At 44.3% G+C, this 20,199-nt stretch carries 18 protein-coding genes; 11 read left to right on the top strand and 7 right to left on the bottom strand.

From position 1 onward, the window contains the following. Window positions 1–97 precede the first annotated feature (97 nt). The 4 genes from EPB59_RS04280 (at window position 98) to EPB59_RS04265 (ending at window position 3,209) form a co-directional block, all read left to right on the top strand. Complete coding sequence (locus EPB59_RS04280) at window positions 98–592, top strand: peptidylprolyl isomerase (RefSeq protein ID WP_055030644.1); 495 nt, start codon at window positions 98–100, stop codon at window positions 590–592. Window positions 593–632: 40 nt separating this feature from the next. Beyond that, entirely contained in the window at window positions 633–1,373 is a 741-nt protein-coding gene (gene lpxH, locus EPB59_RS04275) for a UDP-2,3-diacylglucosamine diphosphatase (RefSeq protein ID WP_154171643.1), read from the top strand. A gap of 97 nt (window positions 1,374–1,470) precedes the next feature. After that, window positions 1,471–2,685 carry an EAL and HDOD domain-containing protein gene (locus tag EPB59_RS04270; protein ID WP_055051107.1) on the top strand — a complete coding sequence of 405 codons (1,215 nt, stop codon included), beginning with the start codon at window positions 1,471–1,473 and terminating at the stop codon, window positions 2,683–2,685. Between the two features lie 62 nt (window positions 2,686–2,747). After that, window positions 2,748–3,209, top strand: coding sequence for a YchJ family metal-binding protein (locus EPB59_RS04265; RefSeq protein WP_154171642.1), 462 nt, complete (start codon window positions 2,748–2,750; stop codon window positions 3,207–3,209). Window positions 3,210–3,237: 28 nt separating this feature from the next. Here the strand turns inward: EPB59_RS04265 and EPB59_RS04260 are convergent, their stop codons facing one another. Together EPB59_RS04260 and EPB59_RS04255 are read right to left on the bottom strand one after the other, a co-directional pair. After that, the gene (locus EPB59_RS04260) at window positions 3,238–3,876 is read right to left on the bottom strand and encodes a DUF2057 family protein (protein ID WP_055051192.1); all 639 of its coding nucleotides are present in this window, start codon (window positions 3,874–3,876) and stop codon (window positions 3,238–3,240) included. 90 nt (window positions 3,877–3,966) lie between these two features. Beyond that, on the bottom strand, window positions 3,967–4,929 hold the full coding sequence (locus EPB59_RS04255; RefSeq protein ID WP_055030316.1) for a porin: 963 nt from the start codon (window positions 4,927–4,929) through the stop codon (window positions 3,967–3,969). A gap of 509 nt (window positions 4,930–5,438) precedes the next feature. Between EPB59_RS04255 and dinG the strand changes: the two genes are divergently transcribed. From dinG to rsmS, 4 genes are read left to right on the top strand one after another with little or no spacing between them, the layout of a single operon-like run. Then, window positions 5,439–7,514, top strand: a complete 2,076-nt coding sequence (gene dinG / locus EPB59_RS04250; protein ID WP_154171641.1) for an ATP-dependent DNA helicase DinG — start codon at window positions 5,439–5,441, stop codon at window positions 7,512–7,514. 40 nt (window positions 7,515–7,554) lie between these two features. After that, entirely contained in the window at window positions 7,555–8,331 is a 777-nt protein-coding gene (locus tag EPB59_RS04245) for a sulfite exporter TauE/SafE family protein (RefSeq protein ID WP_055051103.1), read from the top strand. Continuing rightward, the gene (locus EPB59_RS04240) at window positions 8,331–8,879 is read left to right on the top strand and encodes a primosomal replication protein (RefSeq protein WP_347233057.1); all 549 of its coding nucleotides are present in this window, start codon (window positions 8,331–8,333) and stop codon (window positions 8,877–8,879) included. The genes EPB59_RS04245 and EPB59_RS04240 overlap by 1 nt, the downstream gene beginning before the upstream one ends. Continuing rightward, complete coding sequence (rsmS, locus tag EPB59_RS04235; protein WP_055051101.1) at window positions 8,880–9,077, top strand: pleiotropic regulatory protein RsmS; 198 nt, start codon at window positions 8,880–8,882, stop codon at window positions 9,075–9,077. It abuts the gene before it with no gap. Here rsmS and EPB59_RS04230 read toward each other — a convergent pair. After that, entirely contained in the window at window positions 9,074–11,194 is a 2,121-nt protein-coding gene (locus EPB59_RS04230; RefSeq protein ID WP_095468229.1) for a methyl-accepting chemotaxis protein, read from the bottom strand. The genes rsmS and EPB59_RS04230 overlap by 4 nt on opposite strands. Window positions 11,195–11,391: 197 nt before the next feature. Here EPB59_RS04230 and xthA point away from each other — a divergent pair, with 197 nt between their 5' ends. After that, window positions 11,392–12,198 carry an exodeoxyribonuclease III gene (gene xthA, locus EPB59_RS04225; RefSeq protein WP_055027979.1) on the top strand — a complete coding sequence of 269 codons (807 nt, stop codon included), beginning with the start codon at window positions 11,392–11,394 and terminating at the stop codon, window positions 12,196–12,198. A gap of 62 nt (window positions 12,199–12,260) precedes the next feature. On the opposite strand, the gene EPB59_RS04220 is transcribed toward xthA, so the two are convergent. The 4 genes from EPB59_RS04220 to EPB59_RS04205 form a co-directional block, all read right to left on the bottom strand. Further along, window positions 12,261–12,938: an ABC transporter permease gene (locus EPB59_RS04220; protein WP_055051099.1), complete on the bottom strand. Its 678-nt coding sequence runs from the start codon at window positions 12,936–12,938 to the stop codon at window positions 12,261–12,263. Window positions 12,939–12,940: 2 nt separating this feature from the next. After that, window positions 12,941–13,681, bottom strand: coding sequence for an ABC transporter permease (locus EPB59_RS04215; RefSeq protein WP_000933483.1), 741 nt, complete (start codon window positions 13,679–13,681; stop codon window positions 12,941–12,943). Between the two features lie 112 nt (window positions 13,682–13,793). Beyond that, window positions 13,794–14,570, bottom strand: a complete 777-nt coding sequence (locus tag EPB59_RS04210; protein WP_055030323.1) for an ABC transporter substrate-binding protein — start codon at window positions 14,568–14,570, stop codon at window positions 13,794–13,796. A 123-nt stretch (window positions 14,571–14,693) separates the two neighbouring features. Further along, window positions 14,694–15,464, bottom strand: coding sequence for an ABC transporter ATP-binding protein (locus EPB59_RS04205; RefSeq protein ID WP_154171639.1), 771 nt, complete (start codon window positions 15,462–15,464; stop codon window positions 14,694–14,696). Between the two features lie 590 nt (window positions 15,465–16,054). Here EPB59_RS04205 and EPB59_RS04200 point away from each other — a divergent pair. Then, window positions 16,055–17,596 carry a DUF3360 family protein gene (locus EPB59_RS04200; protein ID WP_001286258.1) on the top strand — a complete coding sequence of 514 codons (1,542 nt, stop codon included), beginning with the start codon at window positions 16,055–16,057 and terminating at the stop codon, window positions 17,594–17,596. Between the two features lie 263 nt (window positions 17,597–17,859). Next, on the top strand, window positions 17,860–20,136 hold the full coding sequence (pflB, locus tag EPB59_RS04195; RefSeq protein WP_000840429.1) for a formate C-acetyltransferase: 2,277 nt from the start codon (window positions 17,860–17,862) through the stop codon (window positions 20,134–20,136). Window positions 20,137–20,199: the final 63 nt, after the last annotated feature.

Here is a 20,199-nt window from a genome sequence, read left to right as displayed (position 1 = left end):
AACTCAAAGATTGTCAGGTCATCCATTTGATGTTTTGAATGCAGAAAAAGTTAGGCTAAACTCTTGCTCTCCATTGATAAATGCGAAGGTAAAACTCATGATCACCCTGCATACCAATTTTGGTGACATCAAAATCCAGCTCAACTTTGAAAAAGCGCCTGCAACTAGCGCAAACTTTGAGCAATACTGCCGTGAAGGTTTCTACGACAACACTCTTTTCCACCGTGTCATTGACGGTTTCATGATTCAAGGTGGCGGTATGACTTCAGGACTGCGTGAGAAAGAAACTCGCGATCCAATCCGTAATGAAGCAAACAACGGTCTGAGCAATAAAGTCGGTACCATTGCAATGGCGCGTACTATGGACCCACACTCAGCCAGTTCGCAATTCTTCATTAACGTGAATAACAACACTTTCCTCGACTTCCGTTCTGAAAGCCGTGACGGTTGGGGTTACTGTGTGTTTGGTGAAGTGGTTGAAGGTATGGATATCGTCAACAAAATCAAAGGTGTTAGCACTGGTTCTTATGGCATGCATCAAGATGTGCCACTAGACGAAGTGATGATCACTAGCACCACCATCGAAGCTTAAATTAATTAGGAGCGCTTAGGCGCTCCTTTTGTTGTGAAAGATGCATACATTATTTATTTCTGATCTCCACCTATCCCCTAACCGACCTGATATCACAAGCAGTTTCATCCATTTCATGCGTGAAGAAGCACCCAATGCCGATGCACTCTATGTCCTTGGTGACCTGTTTGATTTCTGGATTGGTGATGATGACCCCACGCCATTTGCGCAACAAATCAAAGCGGAGTTTCGCCGACTAACACAACAAGGAGTGCCGTGCTACTTCACACAAGGCAATCGCGATTTTTTGGTCGGAAAAACCTTTGCTCAGGAAACCGGTATTCAACTATTACCTGAAGAGGCAGTGATTGACTTATACGGACAAAAAGCCGTCATACTGCATGGTGATACTCTCTGCACACAGGATACGCGCTATTTAGCCTTCCGAGCCAAAGTGCATCAACCTTGGCTACAGCACTTATTTGGATGTCTCCCATTCTCTCTACGGCAACGTATTGTACGCAAAGTACAAACAGACATTCGAGACGAAAAACAACATAAATCTATGAAAATCATGGATGTCACACCAAGTGAAGTGTTAAAAGTCATGCAATATCACCAGGTTGACTTGATGATTCATGGTCATACACATCGGCCTGCCATTCATCCGATTATGGATGATGCCCTCACTCCCAAAACACGAATTGTTTTAGGTGATTGGTATAGCCAAAGTTCGGTGTTGGTCTATTCTAAACTAACAGGTTACGAATTATTGTCTAAATCGCTTAGTCAAAATGATTGAATGCATACTAATAAATGTGTTTTTACCTATTGAGTATCGCAGTATAATTTTTAACTATTGATAAGACACACAACAATAACCAAGGATAGGTAACGCTTTGAAGTACTCATATGTAGCTAGGCAGCCCATTTTAGACCGAGATAAAAGCACAATCGGCTATGAACTGCTATTCCGAGATGGCCCCAAAAATACCTTTCCTGATATTGATCCTGAAGAGGCGACAAGTCGCCTTCTATCCGACCATTTCCTAACAGCGCATTACAGCACTCTTGGCGAACATCTTGGCTTTGTTAACTTCCCTTATCAAAGCCTATTAAATATGGTGCCTACACTATTTCCTGTGAAAAGTTTAGTCGTAGAGATTCTGGAAGATTGCCCACCAACCCGTGAGCTGCTCGAAGCCATCAAGAAAATGGCACAACTGGGTTATAAAATCGCGCTTGATGATTTCATCCCAAGTAATGAATGGAAGGCTTTCCTACCTTATATCTCGATTATTAAGTTTGATATTCGTTTGGTTCCTATCCCTAGAGCTAAATTATTCATGGATAAACTTATCTCGACCAAGATCGAGTTTCTTGCCGAAAAAGTTGAGACCTATGAAGAGTTTGAGCTCGCAAAACAAGCTGGATTTCACTACTTTCAAGGTTATTTTTTCAGTAAACCTGAAATCATCCAACGTAAAGCATTACAACCCTCCTTTCTTACTATTGTTAATTTGCTAAAAGAAGTCGCCAAACCAGAAGTGGACTTTCGTGAAATTGAAAGTATCGTGGCGAAAGATCTCTCCTTATCGTACAAATTGCTCACATTTGTGAACTCCTCTGCAACGGTAAGTTCCAAAATTCATTCATTTCGTCAGGCGTTAGTTTACTTAGGTCAACAAAAGCTGAGAAAATTTATCTCCTTAGTGGCAATCGCCTCAACCCAAGATTCAAAACCAGACTACCTTTATAACCTCGCAATCCTCCGAGCGCGATTTTGTGAAATGCTCAGTGAGAGAGTCAATACAGAAATTGCACCAGGAGCAGGGTTTCTAACGGGTATGTTTTCATTACTGGATAGCCTTCTCGATCAGCCATTGGATTCGATTGTCAGTGAAATGCCTATACAAGAAGAAGTTAAACTCGCTTTGACTCAAGGCAGTGGAACCCTCGGACAAATATTAGCATTGAATAAAGCGTATGAAATGGCAGATTGGGGGGAAGTGATTGCTATAGCCCAAGCCCTCAACTTACCCAATGAGGCGCCTACAGAATGTTATATTGAGGCAGTAAAATGGACGGCTGACCTTCTCGGTGTGCAGACCTAAGCTGGTAATTGAGATAAGTGAACGATAGACTCTAACAACATACTCACCATCATCACTTTCCTATGACTTGTTATTGTGGAAATACTGAACCCTATTCGCAGTGTTGTGAACCTATCCACCAAGACTTTAAGAATGCAACAACACCCGAACAGCTCATGCGGGCACGTTTTAGTGCCCATATTCTAAAAAACACTGACTTTGTCGTGAACACCTATCACCCATCATGCCATGCAGAAGATGAGAGGGAAGCGATTCAAGAATCGGTACAAAGCCACTGGCTTCGACTTGAAGTCGTTTCTGCAGAAATGGGACAAGAGAATGATGAAGGCTTTGTGCACTTCAGAGCATTCCTTGAGCAACATGGTCAAGAATACTGTCTTGAAGAACGTTCCAGATTTCTCAACGAAGACGGACATTGGTACTACATTGATGGTGAATTTCCCGAAACACTACCCAAGCAGAGCCGCAATGATCCTTGTGCTTGTGGCAGTGGGAAAAAATTCAAAAAGTGCTGCAGTAAATAGAGTAAAGCCTGCATTCGCAGGCTTTCACTTATTCTTGATCGACCATCCATTTTTTGAACGCTTTGCGCTCCTGTGGTGAAGCCTTTAAATACCATGCCTGAAGTTGACCAACTGTTTCATTAACCTCATCTGATAATTTCACTGCAGTCTTAAGTTCAGCAATAGGCTTAGCTGTATTTGACTCTGACTGAAGAGCAGCCACTCCACCTTGTTGGTTATAATCTGCAGCCTCTTGGATAAAATTACGCCCAATTTGTACACCGTTATAACTTAGCTTATCTTGATAAATGGTTAATTGCTTGTTTTTTGCATCAAACAAGCTCCACTCTAAAGAAGCTATTTCTTTCTCTGCCTGTTTCAAATTACGGTACTTGGGTAAATTAAAATTAATTGTTGTATTGTAAGCATCAAACTTCGCAATAATTATGTCACCATAAGCTTTTTTTACCATATCGCCTTCATCAAATGAAGGACGGAACTGGAAGACAATTTGATTAGCGCCGTCTGGCAATACTAACTCTTTCTTTTCAAGTAATGCACTTTGAGGCTTTTTCATATTAACAAGTAATAAATCAACGTCTTGAGGTATCTTTAATACAACTTCAGCATTGACTGAGAAAGCCAACAAAACAGATGACATAACGAATAATATTGGCCCTTTTTTCATTTCAACATCCTCATTCCAAATAGAAAACTGCATCATTTATCAAGTAAAAAGCCCGGTATAAACCGGGCTTTAGTATATAACTTAAACTGATTACCAGTAAACGCGAGCGCCAATACCGTAGTTGTCAGTTGAAGATTTGTTTTCTTCTTTGTGGTAGTTAGCTTCAGCGTATACGCGTCCCCAACTCGCAAACTTGTATTCAACACCAGCATAAGCATTGTCTACATCGCTGTTAGCATCTTTGGTCTCGATAAACTCATAGCCACCATACAGTTTGGTTTTATCTGCAATTTTGTAATCAGCAGCTAAAACAAATGAGTTCTTCTTAACATCCGCAGTTGAGTCAACTTCAGTTTTGTTGTGGTAGTATGTCGCACCTAAACCTAAGTCACCAAGAGTGTAAGCGGCTGTTAGCATGTAGTAAGTTTGCTCAGTCTTAACACCAGCAGTTGTCAGTTCAGTAGCACCCAAACCACCATAAACAGAAACATCACCAAATGCTGTACCAGCGAACAATTCGGTCTGTTGTTCTTCTTTGTTCTCTTCATCTAAGCCAAAGCTTGCTTTTACCCAGAATGAATCGTTATCAAATTCATATTTGATCATAGAGTCGTGTACGCCGTCATTTGCGTAAAGTACACTATCACCACCGAAGAAGTATGAGTTTTCAGCACCCCATACATCGTCAGAAATTTGGATTTGTTTACCAAAAGTTAAGGCGCCAAAATCACCAGAAATACCGATAAAATGAAGACGCATGTAGACATCTTTACCAACGCTATCACCAGCTTTTTTATCACTAGCCTTGCTCTCGTTTAGGGAAAGCTCTGCTTTACCTAACCAGTTTAGGTCTTCGTTGATGGCATATTTTGCATCGAAACCAGCACGTGAAGAACCAGAAGATAATGTTGCATCTTTACCATCTAGTTTTTTAAATTCTTGACGCAATTGACCGTAGAAATCTACAGTGCCAGCATCTGATTTTAGAATTTCGACTGCGTTTACAGAGCCTGCTGCTGCAAGCACTGCGAGTGCTAATAGAGTTTTTTTCATGTTAATCCACTGCCTTTTCTTAATTTGGGAATTCCTTATCCGGTTCCCTGTTTTTTGATGATGGTATTCCAACTCTTTGTTTGGTCACCACCGCCATTAGATTCGTGGTTAAGATTGCAAAAGAATATTCTGTATGTCAAATACCATAAAAAAAACAAAGAAAAAAAACATAAAACCAAACAAATCAATTATTTACATGGTTTTCATGATTTTTTTCGGCTCACTTCGTAACAAAAAAAGACAAAAACACTCAATTACCAAAATGGAAAAACAAAGAATAAAACACCAAAAAACTCCAACATAAAGATAAAAAACAGCATTTGATAAAATATAAACCCAGAATTTAAAGGCATATATTTTTTGTAAAACAAAATAAATTTAAGTTCCTGAAGGTTCAGTTTTTATTTGTGAACAAGATCTAGATTTCTATTAAAAGCATACGATTTCGTGAACTAGGTATCACTCAGTGATCTGTGCTACCATCGCGCCAACGCACTTTGGACACCCTTATGCTCACAAAAAATATCCAAGATTCCATTCGCAATAGTTATCAAAATCTACAAAATCAACTGGAAAACTTTATTCCTCGCCGCGCTCAAAACTTCTTAGTGGCAGAAATGGCGAAAACACTTTGTGGGACTTACCATAAATCAACCCGAATGTTAGTGGCTGAAGCCGGAACAGGCATAGGCAAATCACTTTCCTATTTAATGGCAGTGATCCCCGTTGCTGTCATCAATCGACGTAAGGTAGTGATTTCAACGGCAACAGTAGCGTTGCAAGAACAACTAATGAATAAAGATTTGCCGCTATTTCGTCGCATCACTGACCAAACTTTTTCTTTTATTCTGGCAAAGGGACGCCAACGCTATTGCTGCTCAGAGCGACTAGCCGCGGCGACTGGCGCTGATGATACTCAGATCGCGCTATTTGAAAGCAAACCGAAACCACAAGAGATCGAATTACTAACGGAGCTTTATACTGCGCTCAGCCAAGGGAAATGGGATGGGGATCGCGACTCTTGGGCAACGCCTATTGCCGACGAGCTTTGGTCACTCATCGTGAGTGATAAGCACAGTTGTAATGGCAGTTTTAGTGCTCATCGCCATTGCCCTTTTCAAAAAGCTCGCTCAGAACTTGATAAAGTCGACGTGATTATTGCTAACCATAGCCTCGTGATGGCAGATGCAGACTTGGGGGGTGGCGTTATTCTCTCAAATCCGGAAGAAACGATTTACATCTTTGATGAAGCACACCACTTACCCCTCGTAGCCCGTGATCACGCCTCTGCTGCCGCGACCTTAAAAGGAGCCGCCAGTTGGCTAGAAAAGCTGAATCAGTCATTATCAAAATTCGCCGCTCTCGGTGATGAGAAACGAGCTGAACGCTTCGCTGAAGAAGCACGTGAGGCGATACAGTATTTAATTCCAACATTAAGCCAGTTACCCAAACAGTTTGTGGCTGAACATTTTGTTGATGGTATCTATCGATTTGAACATGGCGAACTACCGCAATGGTTAGCGGACGAATCACAAACACTCAGTAAATCTGCACAAAAAACCATGCAATCGGTCAGCAAAATAACCGATTTAATTGCAGAGAAGGTGAAAGAGGGTGAACTCACCACAAGGATTGCCGAGCCTGCATTAGGTGAATTGAGTTTTTATATTCAACGTTTAGAAAATCTTACCCAAGTTTGGCAACTGATGGCAAAGCCCAATAAAGACAAAGGTGCACCATTAGCACGCTGGCTTGAAATCAGCCAAGAGCGGGAAGGAGACTATCTCGTGAGTGTCTCTCCTCTTGAAATCGGATGGCAACTTGACCAACAGATTTGGAGCCGCTGCGTTGGCGCGATTTTAGTCTCTGCAACCTTACGTGCATTAAATTCATTTAGCTTTTTTTGTCGACAAGCAGGGATCAGTGACAAAGCGGAAGATGGGGTGCAATTTTTAGCTTTAGCTTCACCATTTGACTACCCAACTCAGGGTGAACTGTTGATCCCTAAAATGGAAATGGAGCCGCAAGCTGAAGGTTATACCGCCTATTTAGCACAAAAAGTGTTGTGCTATTTACAAGCAGACAAAGCAAACCTGGTTTTATTTGCTTCCTACTGGCAAATGCGAGAAGTTGCACAATCGCTGCAAACCGAATTCACTAAACGTGGTTGGGCGCTGCAAGTCCAAGGTGAAAAATCTCGTACTGAAATCCTAAATAAACATAAAAAACTTATTGATAAACAAAAGACGAGTGTTTTATTTGGTACCGGTAGCTTCTCGGAAGGTCTGGATCTGCCGGGTGAACTCCTCGAAAATCTGATCATCACCAAAATCCCGTTTGCGGTTCCTACCTCTCCGGTTGAACAGGCGCATGCCGAATATATTCAAGAGCTCGGCGGTAATCCCTTCATGCAGATTACCGTGCCAGAGGCCAGTAAAAAGCTCATTCAGTCTGTTGGGCGCTTACTGCGTAAAGAGCGGGATTCTGGTAGAGTGGTCATCCTTGATCGGCGGGTAGTATCAAAGCGTTACGGAAAAGCGTTGTTAGATGCCTTACCGCCCTTTAAGCGCACCATTGAATACTGATAATAACGACTAACTCACCACAATTAGGATTGCGCTTTTGATGGAATGGATAGAACCCACCACAATAATGGTGCTGGCTCTTGTTGCTTTTATTGCTGGATTTATTGATGCTGTCGCGGGTGGCGGTGGAATGTTGACTGTTCCAGCTCTCCTCTCGCTAGGCTTACCTCCTCACCTTGCATTGGGCACGAATAAACTTGCGGCTACCTTTGCCTCTTCAACAGCAGCTTGGACATACTATCGCCAAAAGCTGTTTACTCCCGCATGCTGGAAACGAGCCTTTATCGCCACCTTGATCGGGGCGATAGTCGGGACATTGGCCGTCGATGCTATTAGTACGGAATGGTTACGTAAAGTGCTACCGCTGGTCATCCTCGCCGCAGCCTTGTACAGCGTATGGCATCGCCCTCAAAATACTGAACAAAACGCGATACCAGAACCCTGCCCGAAACTACACCGTAAACAAATCTTGCAGGGTCTTGGGCTCGGTTTTTATGATGGCTTGGCGGGGCCAGGAACAGGAGCATTCTGGACGGTCAGCTCAATGGCGCTGTACCGTTTTAATATCTTGTTTGCTTCAGGGCTCGCCAAAGCAATGAACTTAACCAGCAACCTGACTTCCTTAGTCACCTTTGCGATACTCGGTCATATTGATTGGCTACTCGGCTTAACCATGGGGCTTTGTTTGATGGCAGGCGCTTTTGTCGGAGCTCATTCCGCGATTCGCTTTGGAGCTCCCTTTATTCGACCTCTGTTTGTTTTGGTGGTTACCCTATTGGCAGGAAAGTTAGCCTATGATGCATGGTGGATAGGATAATGGATAGTTACGCGAAATTTCATGAGATTTTGACCGAGCTGAAACACTCCTCGGCACAGATTGATCGTCAACGGGGTGAGCATCACCGACCGCTATTTGACGAAGTCCTTTTTCACTGCCACGGAAAATTATTAACCCCTTGTGTTGAGGAAACCCATTCAACACTACAAGCGTTGATTCGTGAAAAAGAGAGTGGACGATTAACGGCACTGCGAGCGGAATATCTTTCTGAACGATTATTGGCACAGATCGCAGCATTAACCCGCGAGCTCTCCACTCAAAATGTGCGCCGTAAAGAGCCTAAACCGTACACTTACTTCAAAAAACCGATCAATGAACTCTATCAAGAGCTTGCTCAGCATCAAGACTGGGAACGTCGATTGATGGATTTGGTTCGTGATAAAGCCATGTTACTCGAACAAGCTTCCGTCACCGATAAAACAGCGGCCCAACAAGCACTGCTGCAATCGGAACAGCGACTCAACCGCTGCCGAGAAGCTAAAATTAAAATAGAAAAGCGAATTACCGCTCAGGAGAGAAAAGCATAAATGCCGAGCACATCGATTCCACTCAATGAAGCACCCGATGAGATCAAACTCGCGGTTGATCTCATCTATTTATTAGAATCTCACGACATCCAGCCACATATTGCGCTGGCCGCGCTTGAGATCGTCAAACGCGACTTCGAGCATAAACTTTCTTCAATAGCGACTCTAGATGCTCAGAACCGCTCAAAACACGACTAGTCTACTTTGAATTGAGCCACTAAATTTCGTTGTTCCAAAGAGAGATGGGCGATCTGCTCACCCACTTTTTCCGATTCCTCACTCTCTTTTAAGATCTTCGCACTCAAGTCACGAATGTTCACCACACTCTCCGTGACTTGAGATGATACGGATTGTTGATCCTGCGCGGCTTGTACTATTTGATGACTCATCTCATTAATCGCATGGATTGCGGAAAATACTCGATTAAGCTGTGTCACGGCATCGGCAACTTGCTCTGCTGTCACCTGTGCTGTTTCATTACTGCCTTGTATCGCATTGACCACTTCCTGAGTGCCAATCTCAACTTGATTAATGACAGTTCGAATCTCCCCGACTGAGGCTTGAGTGCGGCTAGCAAGATTACGGACTTCATCGGCGACAACGGCAAATCCTCGACCTTGATCCCCCGCACGCGCCGCTTCAATCGCCGCATTTAATGCCAGTAGGTTGGTTTGTTCAGAAATACCTTCAATCACACTCAAAATTTCTACGATCCCAGCATTATTGCGAGCCAATTCTTCAACCACAGGAACGGTGAGGTTCATTCGTTCAACCAATTGGTTCATTTGTGCTTGCGAGTGTCGGATCACTTGATCGCCCGTCTGTGCAGCCTGCTGCGCTTCATTTGCAGCGCTCACCGCACGCTGTGCATTCTCCACCACATGGGCAGAGGTCTGCGTCATTTCTTCTGCGGCAGTTGCCACACTATCCACTTCCTTAAATTGAGCTTCGCTACTATAGCGAGTCGAGGCTACGGTGGCTTTCGCATGTTCGGTGGTTGCCACAACCTGCCCAGTGTTATCGACTACACGGCGAATAATTGGTTGTAGCTTGTCCATAAACAGATTGAAACCTTGCGCCAGTTGACCAATTTCATCGGTTGACGTGACGTTTAAGCGCTGCGTCAAATCCCCCTCTCCTGAGGAGATATCTTGTAATCGATACGCGACCGCACGAATGGGTTTCACTAAGCGCATTGCCATAAGAGCCACAACAACCAACCCAATCAGTACCAAGGACGTGCCAACCACCAACTCGCTACGAATCCCTCGCTCAAGTTGTTTGGTCAGCAGCACATCTAATTGGTCGGCATCTTGCATTACGCTACCGCGCGGCATTTCAAAAATCACACCCCAGTTTTGATTCGCGACGGTAATAGGAGCGAACACCACTAACCACTGGCCATCCTCACTCCATTGGGTTTTTACCTCTCCAGCCTGCAACAGAGAATCCACTGCGGCACGGGCTAAGTGTTCACTTTGAAATGCGCTACCTAATGTCAATTTAGGATCGTCACTCGCTACCAATAGATTATTGAGGCTGACTATCGAAACCTTACCCTCACCTTCAAACAGGTTTCGATCCGACTTTTGAGCGATCGGTACTAACGGTGCAAGCGTCAAATCAATGCCATAAAAACCGATAGCGACACCATCAATCAGAATCGGCACAGAAAGTGAAGCCGCAAGATGACTCCCCGTATCCAGCTCCACCACTCTTGGTGAACTGATACAGGCAGCAGCACTGGTAATCGGGCAAGCAAAACGTTCTTTGTCTGACTCTTGAACCAGTTGGGCTTGGGTGAGCACACGAGAAACGACGTTTTGTCCATTTGCCGCTTTAGTCCAATATGCCGCAAACTGCCCTATATCATTCGAGCCAACATAATCAGCATTGACGTAATTCGAGTCTTCGTTATCAAGCATATTGGGTCGGAACACCAAATAAGCGCCCTCAATGGTGTCAAACCCCAAAACGGATTTCCGCACCATCTCGTCTAACGAGGTACGTAACACCTCACTTTCACCGAAATTTTCTTCTGAATTGTTTTTTAAAAACAAAGCATTCGAGGCAAGCATTTCCGAACGATAAATCGCTTCGCTAAGATATTCAGAAATTTCGGTTGCGTTCAATAATGCGCCGGTTTGCAAGAGTTGCTGAGATTTATCAATCACAGATTCGGCACTTTGCTGTTTAGCAGTTTGCTGGCTCACACGCGCGTTGTAGATTGAAAAACCAATCAAAGCGAGAGAAGTAAATACCAGACAAAGCCCAGAAAGTAGCGTAATTTTCCACTGAACTGAAATTTGGCGCATACAACATCCTTATGTTTGCGATTGAGACATGAGAATAAAGAGATAAGACTAAAAATAAGTCCAAGCTCCATTTTTAACAACATTTTTATTACTTTTGATTTACCATCCCGATTCACTATTGAACCAATAACGCTTCTTACTTGAGATCCCAAACTTAGGTGATAACATCACACTTCAGCCAACCAAAAGGAAGCGCAATGAAAATCATCAGTTTCAATATCAATGGACTCAGAGCCAGATTGCATCAACTGCAAGCTATCATCGACAAACATCAGCCCGATGTCATTGGCCTACAAGAAATCAAAGTCCATGATGACGCCTTTCCTCGTGAAGAAGTCGAAGCTATGGGCTATCAAGTCTATTTCCACGGTCAAAAAGCGCATTATGGCGTGGCTATTTTGTGTAAACAGACCCCGTTGGAAGTCATCAAGGGCTTCCCAACCGATAACGAAGAACACCAGAAACGAATGATTATGGCAACGTTTGCCGATCAAGAAGGTAACAAAACCACGGTTCTTAACGGTTATTTCCCACAAGGCGATAACGTAGAGCACGAAACCAAGTTCCCTTACAAGCGCCAGTTTTACCGTGACCTTATGACTTATCTGCGTGAACACCGCAGTAATACGGAACGCTTAGTGGTCATGGGGGATATCAATATCAGCCCGATCGATCTGGATATCGGTATCGGCGAAGCCAACCGAAAACGCTGGCTGCAAACCGGAAAGTGCTCATTCCAACCTGAAGAGCGTGAGTGGTTACAAACGCTACTCGATTGGGGATTGGTTGACACTTTCCGTCAACTCCACCCTAATGTTAACGATCAATTTTCGTGGTTTGACTACCGTTCTCGCGGATTTGAAGACAATCGTGGTCTACGAATTGACGTCATTCTGGCCACCCCATCTCTGGCTGAAACTTGCCAAGAAGCGGGAATTGACTATGAACTTCGTGGTATTGATAAACCGTCGGATCACGCACCAATCTGGGCAACGTTTAACTAATTCCCACCATGTCGCGGTGTGAGTTAGACTACCCCCATCACATCACACGATGGGGGCTTCCATTAGCTCCGTGGTTTTAAATAGGCAAGAAAACGCTTTTCTGCCTGTTTAAAACACCAAAGAATGATAAACGTCAGCGACATATAAAACAGCCCAGCACTCAAAAAAGCCTCAAATGGCGCATAGTAGCGTGAGTTCACTAAACGTGCGGCTCCCGTTAAATCCATAATGGTCACAATGCCAGCCACCGCACTCCCATGCAGCATAAAAATCACTTCATTACTGTACGCAGGTAATGCTCGTCGTAGTGCACTGGGTAAAATAATTCTCTTATAGGTCTGCCAACTGCTCATTCCATAAGCCTTTGCTGCTTCAACCTCGCCTTTAGGTAAGCCATTAATTGCGCCACGAACAATTTCTGCCGTATAGGCGGAAGTGTTTAGAATGAACGCCACCAAAGCACAAAACCACGCATGTTCCCAAAGCGTTCCTTTCACTGGAAAAAACTGGTCCATACCATAATAGATGAGGTACAACTGTACCAACAGCGGTGTCCCACGCAGAAAATAGATGTATCCCCATGCGGGGTAGCTCAGCCACTGCTGCTTGCTATTTCTCGCAATCGCCAGCGGGATAGCCCACATCAAACCGATCACTAATGAGAGGCTAACCAGCCATACCGTAGTCCATAGACCGCTTAAGTAAACGGGTAAACTTTCGATAATAAGAGAAAAGTCCATGTCTACCTCGTATGAATACTGAACTTGCGTTCTACCAATTTGAGCAAGCCCGTGGATACACTGGTAAAAAACAAAAAGATAACCGCAACAGCCATATAAAAGGTAAACGGCATTTTGGTTGAGCCCGCCGCAAGTGAACTAATGCGTACCATATCTTCTAGGCCGATAATCGAGACCAAAGCCGTGGTTTTGAGTAACACCAACCAATTATTGCCAAATCCAGGGATTGCGTGACGAATCATTTGCGGTAATAAAATGCGCCGAAAACTCATAGCAGAACTCATTCCGTAAGCCTTCGCCGCCTCTAACTCACCCTTATCCACTGCGAGAATCGCACCACGAAATGTTTCCGCCATATACGCACCAAAAATAAAACCTATGGTCAAAACACCCGCAACAAATGGGCTAACATCAATATAATCAGGTAGGTACGATACCCATTCATGATTAGGATCACTCTGTGTGAACCATTGATTAAGGAACTCATTAATACTACTGAGCCCATTATTCAGGAAGATCTGTCCGCCGAAGAAAATCAGCATCATCAAGACTAAATCTGGGATACCACGAATAATGGTGGTATAGAGTGTGGCGATCCAGCGTGCCCAACGATAGGGCGCCATTTTCGCTAAGGCACCGAGCATACCCAAAATGACCGCGAGCAATAGTGAGAGCAGTGCAACTTCAATGGTGACCAGAGCCCCTTTGGCAATCGAAGCTTCATAACCTTGTAAATTCAGCATTCTCGTTCCCTATGGGTAAAGGTCGGGCTATTGGTGACATCAGGAACGAGTAGCCAACAGCCCGGATACAGGTCGTTAATCGCTATCCCATAGATTGGGATCAAATCGCGAATTAATCACCATAAACATCATATTTGAAGTATTTCGCTTCAATTTGCTGATAGATGCCCTTTTCACGCAGTGAAGTGATCGCAGCGTTAAGCTTTTCGGTCAAATCTTTATCTTGCTTACGAACGGCAATACCAAAACCTTCCCCGAACCATTTAGGATCAGTCAGTGAAGGACCCACAAATTCATAAGCATCACCGCCCGCTTTGTTCAGCACCCCTTCTTCCAGTGCTGATGCATCACCCAATACTGCCGCAATTCGACCGTTTGCGAGATCGAGATATGCTTCATCAAATGAGCCATAACGAACGATATCGACAGAATCACCATAGTTATCGGAAATGTATTTATCGTGTGTGGTCGCACGTTGCACACCAATCTTCACTCCCTTCAAACCTTCTTTGGTAAAGGCCAAGTTGGCGCCTTTTTTGGCAATGAATTTATTGGGGATCAACGCATACTTACCCGTGAAATCCACTTTCTTTTTACGTTCTTCAGTAATTGACATGGCCGCGATGATCGCATCGTATTTACGTGCGAGCAGTGATGGAATAATGCCATCCCAGTCTTGTGGCACGATCTTACACTCCACTTTCATCTCTGTGCACAACGCGTTGGCCATATCGACATCAAACCCTTTCAGTGAACCATCGGATTCCGTCCAACTAAAAGGAGGGTATGCCCCCTCGATGCCAAAACGCACCGTCTTCCATTCTTTGGCTTGCGTGACACCACTGATTGTTGTGGCAATTAATGCCGTCGCAACTAACCACTTTTTCATATCCATACTCCTGTGATTGTTTGTCTTTATGTTGTGTTTAGTAATGATTAAACAGAATTTACATCCGAGAGTGACGAGCAATACATGCCGTTAGCTCTTTGAATCCAATTGCTTTCACCTACGTTAATAAATAGATGAAATAAACTGCTTTAATCGCTCTGAATCGGGATTTTTAAACAGTTTTTCTGGGTTACCTTGCTCTTCGACTTTGCCTTGATGTAAGAACATCACATGATTTGAGACATCACGAGCAAAAGCCATCTCATGCGTTACAACCAGCATAGTGCGCCCTTCTTCTGCTAGGTCACGCATTACGCCTAGCACTTCACCCACTAATTCGGGGTCTAGCGCCGATGTGGGTTCATCAAACAACATCACTTCAGGCTCAACGGCAAGAGCCCGAGCAATAGCAGCACGCTGTTGCTGACCACCAGAAAGGTGTCCAGGGTAGTAATCTTTACGCTCGTAAAGCCCAACTTTATGTAATAAACGCTCAGCAAGTTCGATTGCTTGAGCTTTTGGCACCCCCAAAACATGTACGGGTGCCTCTATTACGTTTTCCAACACAGTCATATGTGACCATAAATTGAAACTTTGAAACACCATCGCTAAGCGTGAACGAATACGCTGCACTTGTTTCTCTTTGGCGGGTTGTACTATGCCTTGGCGTGAGGTTTTCATTTGGATCAACTCACCTTTAACCCAAATTTCACCGGACGTAGGTGTTTCTAGCAAGTTAATACAACGTAGAAAGGTACTTTTTCCAGACCCAGACGAACCGATGATGGAGATCACGTCGCCTTTGAGTGCCTGAAGGGAGATCCCTTTCAGCACTTCATTCTGTCCAAAAGTTTTGTGTAGGCTTTTTATCTCAAGCGCGGGTACATCCGTCATGCGCTAACGCTCCCTGTTTTATCGATGAACTTCACTGTTCATTTTTGAAACAAGCTAACACTCAACCAAGGCAAGCGCAACAAATTATTAACCATGAAAATATGACTGAAAAGTTATTTAATTTGCAGGTTAATGCACTAGCGAGTGAATAAAACTTGAAAATGCCAATAAATACTCATTTCACCACAAAATATTTATTAATATTTTTTTAACATCGTCACACGCGAAATAGACTTGGGTTGATGACACCCAGAATTCCCTTAGTTTTTTTAAGCCATTTTTATCCGATTAAAGTGTAATAAAACACGCAAGATGAAAAAATATTTCAAAGTAAAAAACCCCTATGTGCCTGATATCTCTAGGCATGTGTAGTTTTATTTCATATTTATTCTTAAAGTGATCAAGATCAATCGACATTATTGATAAGCACGTTAAACTCGCCGCAAATATAAGGTCATTATAATGATCAGTATTTGTGTTAGAGATGATTTATTTGACTGTTCTCAAAAACGCTTTAACACCTTATTCATTCATGCAATGAAACAGTATTCACAACTGAATTACTTACTTTTACAAATATGAGGAATCATATGTCAGACGTTATGAACAAAGAGCGCTCAGACATTGAGACGAAAAGCTACCGGGAGCTTCATCGTCCAGCGTCTGAGTTTGCGACTCGCTCAGAATATCTGGATCATGAACTACAAATCATGAAGCCACGCCGTTTTGGTCTCAACTTACCTGGGCGAGATTTTCGCTTTGAGTTAGAAGATTTAGTTCCTGCTCTTGCGGGTACCATCGGCATTATCTCAATGTACTCCGCGGTAATGATGTCTTGGGCTGATGGCCTAACTCAAGCTTGGGATCACATTACACTGGGTAAAGAGTTTGCGATTGAAGTCGCTCGTGTAGAAATGCTCTTCCCTGCCCTATTTTTCTGTGTCATCGCGTCTGGTTTCTTAAACCCACGTGCAAACCTAGCAGGCAACCACGGACCAATGATCCCTTTGATTGGTTCTATCGCTCTCGCCGGTGCTCACCCTCTCGCTCTTGCAATTCTTCTTGGGGTATTCGGTCTGCTACTCAGTTACTTCAAAGGTGGGTCCAAACTGGTGAACCTCACCTCTGAGGGAACAGCAGGTGGTTTGCTCATTTTCCTCGGTTTCACCGGCACAATGAGCCAAATAACGTCGATACAGGAGTGGGCCGTCGGCTTACAATCTGCTGATATCGCTGCTGGCAGCATGGGGTATATAGGTTTAGTCGTACTGGGTGTAAACATTGTGATTTATGCTCTGCTCGCTAAGTTTAACCTACGCTGGTTAGCCATTCCGGTGTGTGCCTTTACGGGGTTGATTATTGCGCTGGCTTTAGGCGCAGGTTTTGATCTGAAGTTTGAAACCCAAATGGGCTTGCCAAATCTGAACCCTGTTTACTGGTGGGGCAGCACTGAGCAAGGTTGGATGTTGGGTATGCCAACATTGCAACACTTCATTGCATCACTGCCATTTGCCATTCTGGCCGTTGCCATGTGGTCACCAGACTTCCTTGGCCACCGAATCTTCCAAGAGCTGAACTATCCAAGACGTACTGAAAAAGTGCTGATGGATGTGGATGACACCATGACCATGTGTTCTATTCGCCAAATGGTGGGTACCGCATTGGGTGGTGGTAACATCACGTCATCTTGGGGTACATACATGATTCCAGCGGCGATTGCCAAACGCCCAATTCCAGGCGGTGCGATCATCCTCGGCTGTCTCGTGATGACGATTGCTATCCTTGGCTTCCCGATGGATGCTGCGGTATGGCCACCTGTTATGCGTTGTGCTCTGTTAGTGGGTGTATTCCTACCACTGCTTGAAGCTGGCATGCAAATGATCAAAAACACCAAAGATTCACAAGCAGCAGGTATCTGTATCTTTGGTTCAGCAGTCGTGAACCCTGTACTGGCATGGGCTCTAACTATGCTTCTGGATAACAACGGTCTTATCGGAGACAAAGAGCGCGCAGCAAAATTGTCATTCGTAGATAAAGTTGTGATCCCGGGCGGCGTGCTTATCATCTGTTTGATTGCTATGCTTGCTGTGGGCATGTTGGAAAGCCAATATGGTCTACAAGCCTGGTTGTAATCACCATTCTTGATTGGGTAGCGCAACTGCGCTACCCAAACTTTATTTTAAATTTTTAACTTTTATTGATTTAGTTTAAGGTTTACGAAATTTTTTTAGCGTAGAGTGACTACATTAAAGGAACTAATAGCGATATTCATATTCAAACAGTATCTGATTGCATTTGAATATCGTTATTGAAGAGTGTACTGCTCCCCTCGGGGATAGCTGGCTCAACGGCGAAGACAGTACGTGTTTTTTCTACTCATAAAGGTAGGTATGTCATGGCAGAGCAATTTGCTAAAGCTTGGGAAGGTTTTGCGGCAGGTGACTGGCAAAACGAAGTTAACGTTCGTGATTTTATTCAAAAGAACTACACACCGTACGAAGGCGACGAATCTTTCCTAGTTTCTGAAGGTACTGAAGCAACTAACAAGCTTTGGGACAAAGTAATGGAAGGTATCAGACAGGAAAACTCAACTCACGCTCCTGTTGATTTCGACACTTCTCTTATCTCTACCATCACAGCTCACGACGCTGGCTACATCAACAAAGACCTAGAAAAAATCGTTGGTCTACAAACTGATGCTCCTCTGAAACGTGCAATCATCCCTAACGGTGGTATCCGTATGGTGGAAGGTTCATGCAAAGCCTACGGCCGTGAACTGGATCCTCAAGTTTCAAAAATCTACTCTGAATACCGCAAAACACACAACGCTGGCGTATTCGACATTTACACTCCAGAAATTCTGGCTTGTCGTAAATCAGGCGTTCTGACTGGTCTTCCAGATGCTTACGGCCGTGGTCGTATCATCGGTGACTACCGTCGTGTGGCACTGTACGGTATCGACTTCCTAATGAAAGACAAACTGGCACAGTTCAAGTCTCTACAGGAAAGATTCGAAAACGGTGAAGATCTGCAAATGACCATGCAACTGCGTGAAGAAATTGCAGAGCAACACCGTGCACTAGGCCAAATGAAAGTGATGGCTGCGAAATACGGTTACGATATTTCTCGCCCAGCAGAAACAGCACAAGAAGCAATCCAATGGACTTACTTCGGCTACCTAGCGGCGGTGAAGTCTCAAAACGGTGCTGCAATGTCTCTTGGCCGTACTTCTACTTTCCTAGACGTGTACATTGACCGCGACATGAAAGCCGGCAAGATCACTGAAGTAGAAGCTCAGGAAATGATCGACCACTTCGTAATGAAGCTGCGTATGGTTCGTTTCCTACGTACTCCTGAATACGATGAGCTGTTCTCTGGCGACCCAATTTGGGCAACTGAATCTATGGGCGGTATGGGTCTGGACGGTCGTACGCTGGTAACACGTACTAACTTCCGCTTCCTGAACTCACTGTACACCATGGGTCCATCTCCAGAGCCAAACATCACTGTTCTTTGGTCTGAGCAACTGCCTGAAGGCTTCAAGAAGTTCTGTGCGAAAGTATCTATCGATACGTCTTCTATCCAGTACGAAAACGATGACCTGATGCGTCCAGACTTCGAGTCTGATGACTACGCTATCGCATGTTGTGTATCACCAATGGTGATCGGTAAACACATGCAGTTCTTCGGCGCTCGTGCAAACCTTGCAAAAACTCTGCTGTACGTAATCAACGGCGGTGTGGATGAGAAACTGAAAATCCAAGTGGGTCCAAAAATGCCTAAGATCATGGACGAAGTTCTGGACTTCGACGATGTATGGGGCAAGCTGGATCACTTCATGGGTTGGTTGGCGACTCAATACGTCACTGCACTGAACAGCATCCACTTCATGCATGACAAGTACAGCTACGAAGCTGCTCTGATGGCTCTGCACGACCGTGACGTACGTCGTACTATGGCGTGTGGTATCGCAGGTCTGTCTGTTGCCGCTGACTCTCTGTCTGCAATCAAGTACGCGAAAGTAAAACCTGTTCGTGACGAAGACGGTGTAGCAGTCGATTTCACTATCGAAGGCGACTACCCTAAATTCGGTAACAACGATGCACGCGTTGACGACATCGCTTGTGAACTGGTTGAGCGTTTCATGAACAAGATCCGTTCACTGAAAACTTACCGTGATGCAGTACCAACTCAATCTATCCTGACTATCACTTCAAACGTGGTATACGGTAAGAAAACAGGTAATACACCAGACGGTCGTCGTGCAGGTGCTCCATTCGCACCAGGTGCGAACCCAATGCACGGTCGTGACGAGAAAGGTGCGGTAGCATCTCTGACTTCAGTAGGCAAACTGCCATTTGCTCACGCGAAAGACGGTATCTCTTATACCTTCTCTATCGTGCCAAATGCACTGGGTAAAGATGAAGGTTCACAACGTGCTAACCTAGCAGGTCTGATGGATGGTTACTTCCACCACGAAGCTGGCATTGAAGGTGGCCAACACCTGAACGTTAACGTTCTGAACCGTGACACTCTGCTAGATGCAGTTAAGCACCCAGAGAAGTACCCACAACTGACTATCCGTGTATCTGGATACGCAGTACGCTTTAACTCTCTGACTGCTGAACAGCAACAAGACGTTATCGCTCGTACTTTCACTGAATCTCTATAAGATTTAGCGAGTCTCTTCAAAGCCCCGTTTCAACGGGGCTTTTTTGTTTTTCACACTCCGCTA

Origin of the sequence: Vibrio metoecus, from assembly GCF_009665255.1 — a bacterium.
GTDB classification, from domain to species: Bacteria; Pseudomonadota; Gammaproteobacteria; order Enterobacterales; family Vibrionaceae; genus Vibrio; species Vibrio metoecus_B.
This window is presented reverse-complemented; position numbering and strand designations above follow the sequence as displayed.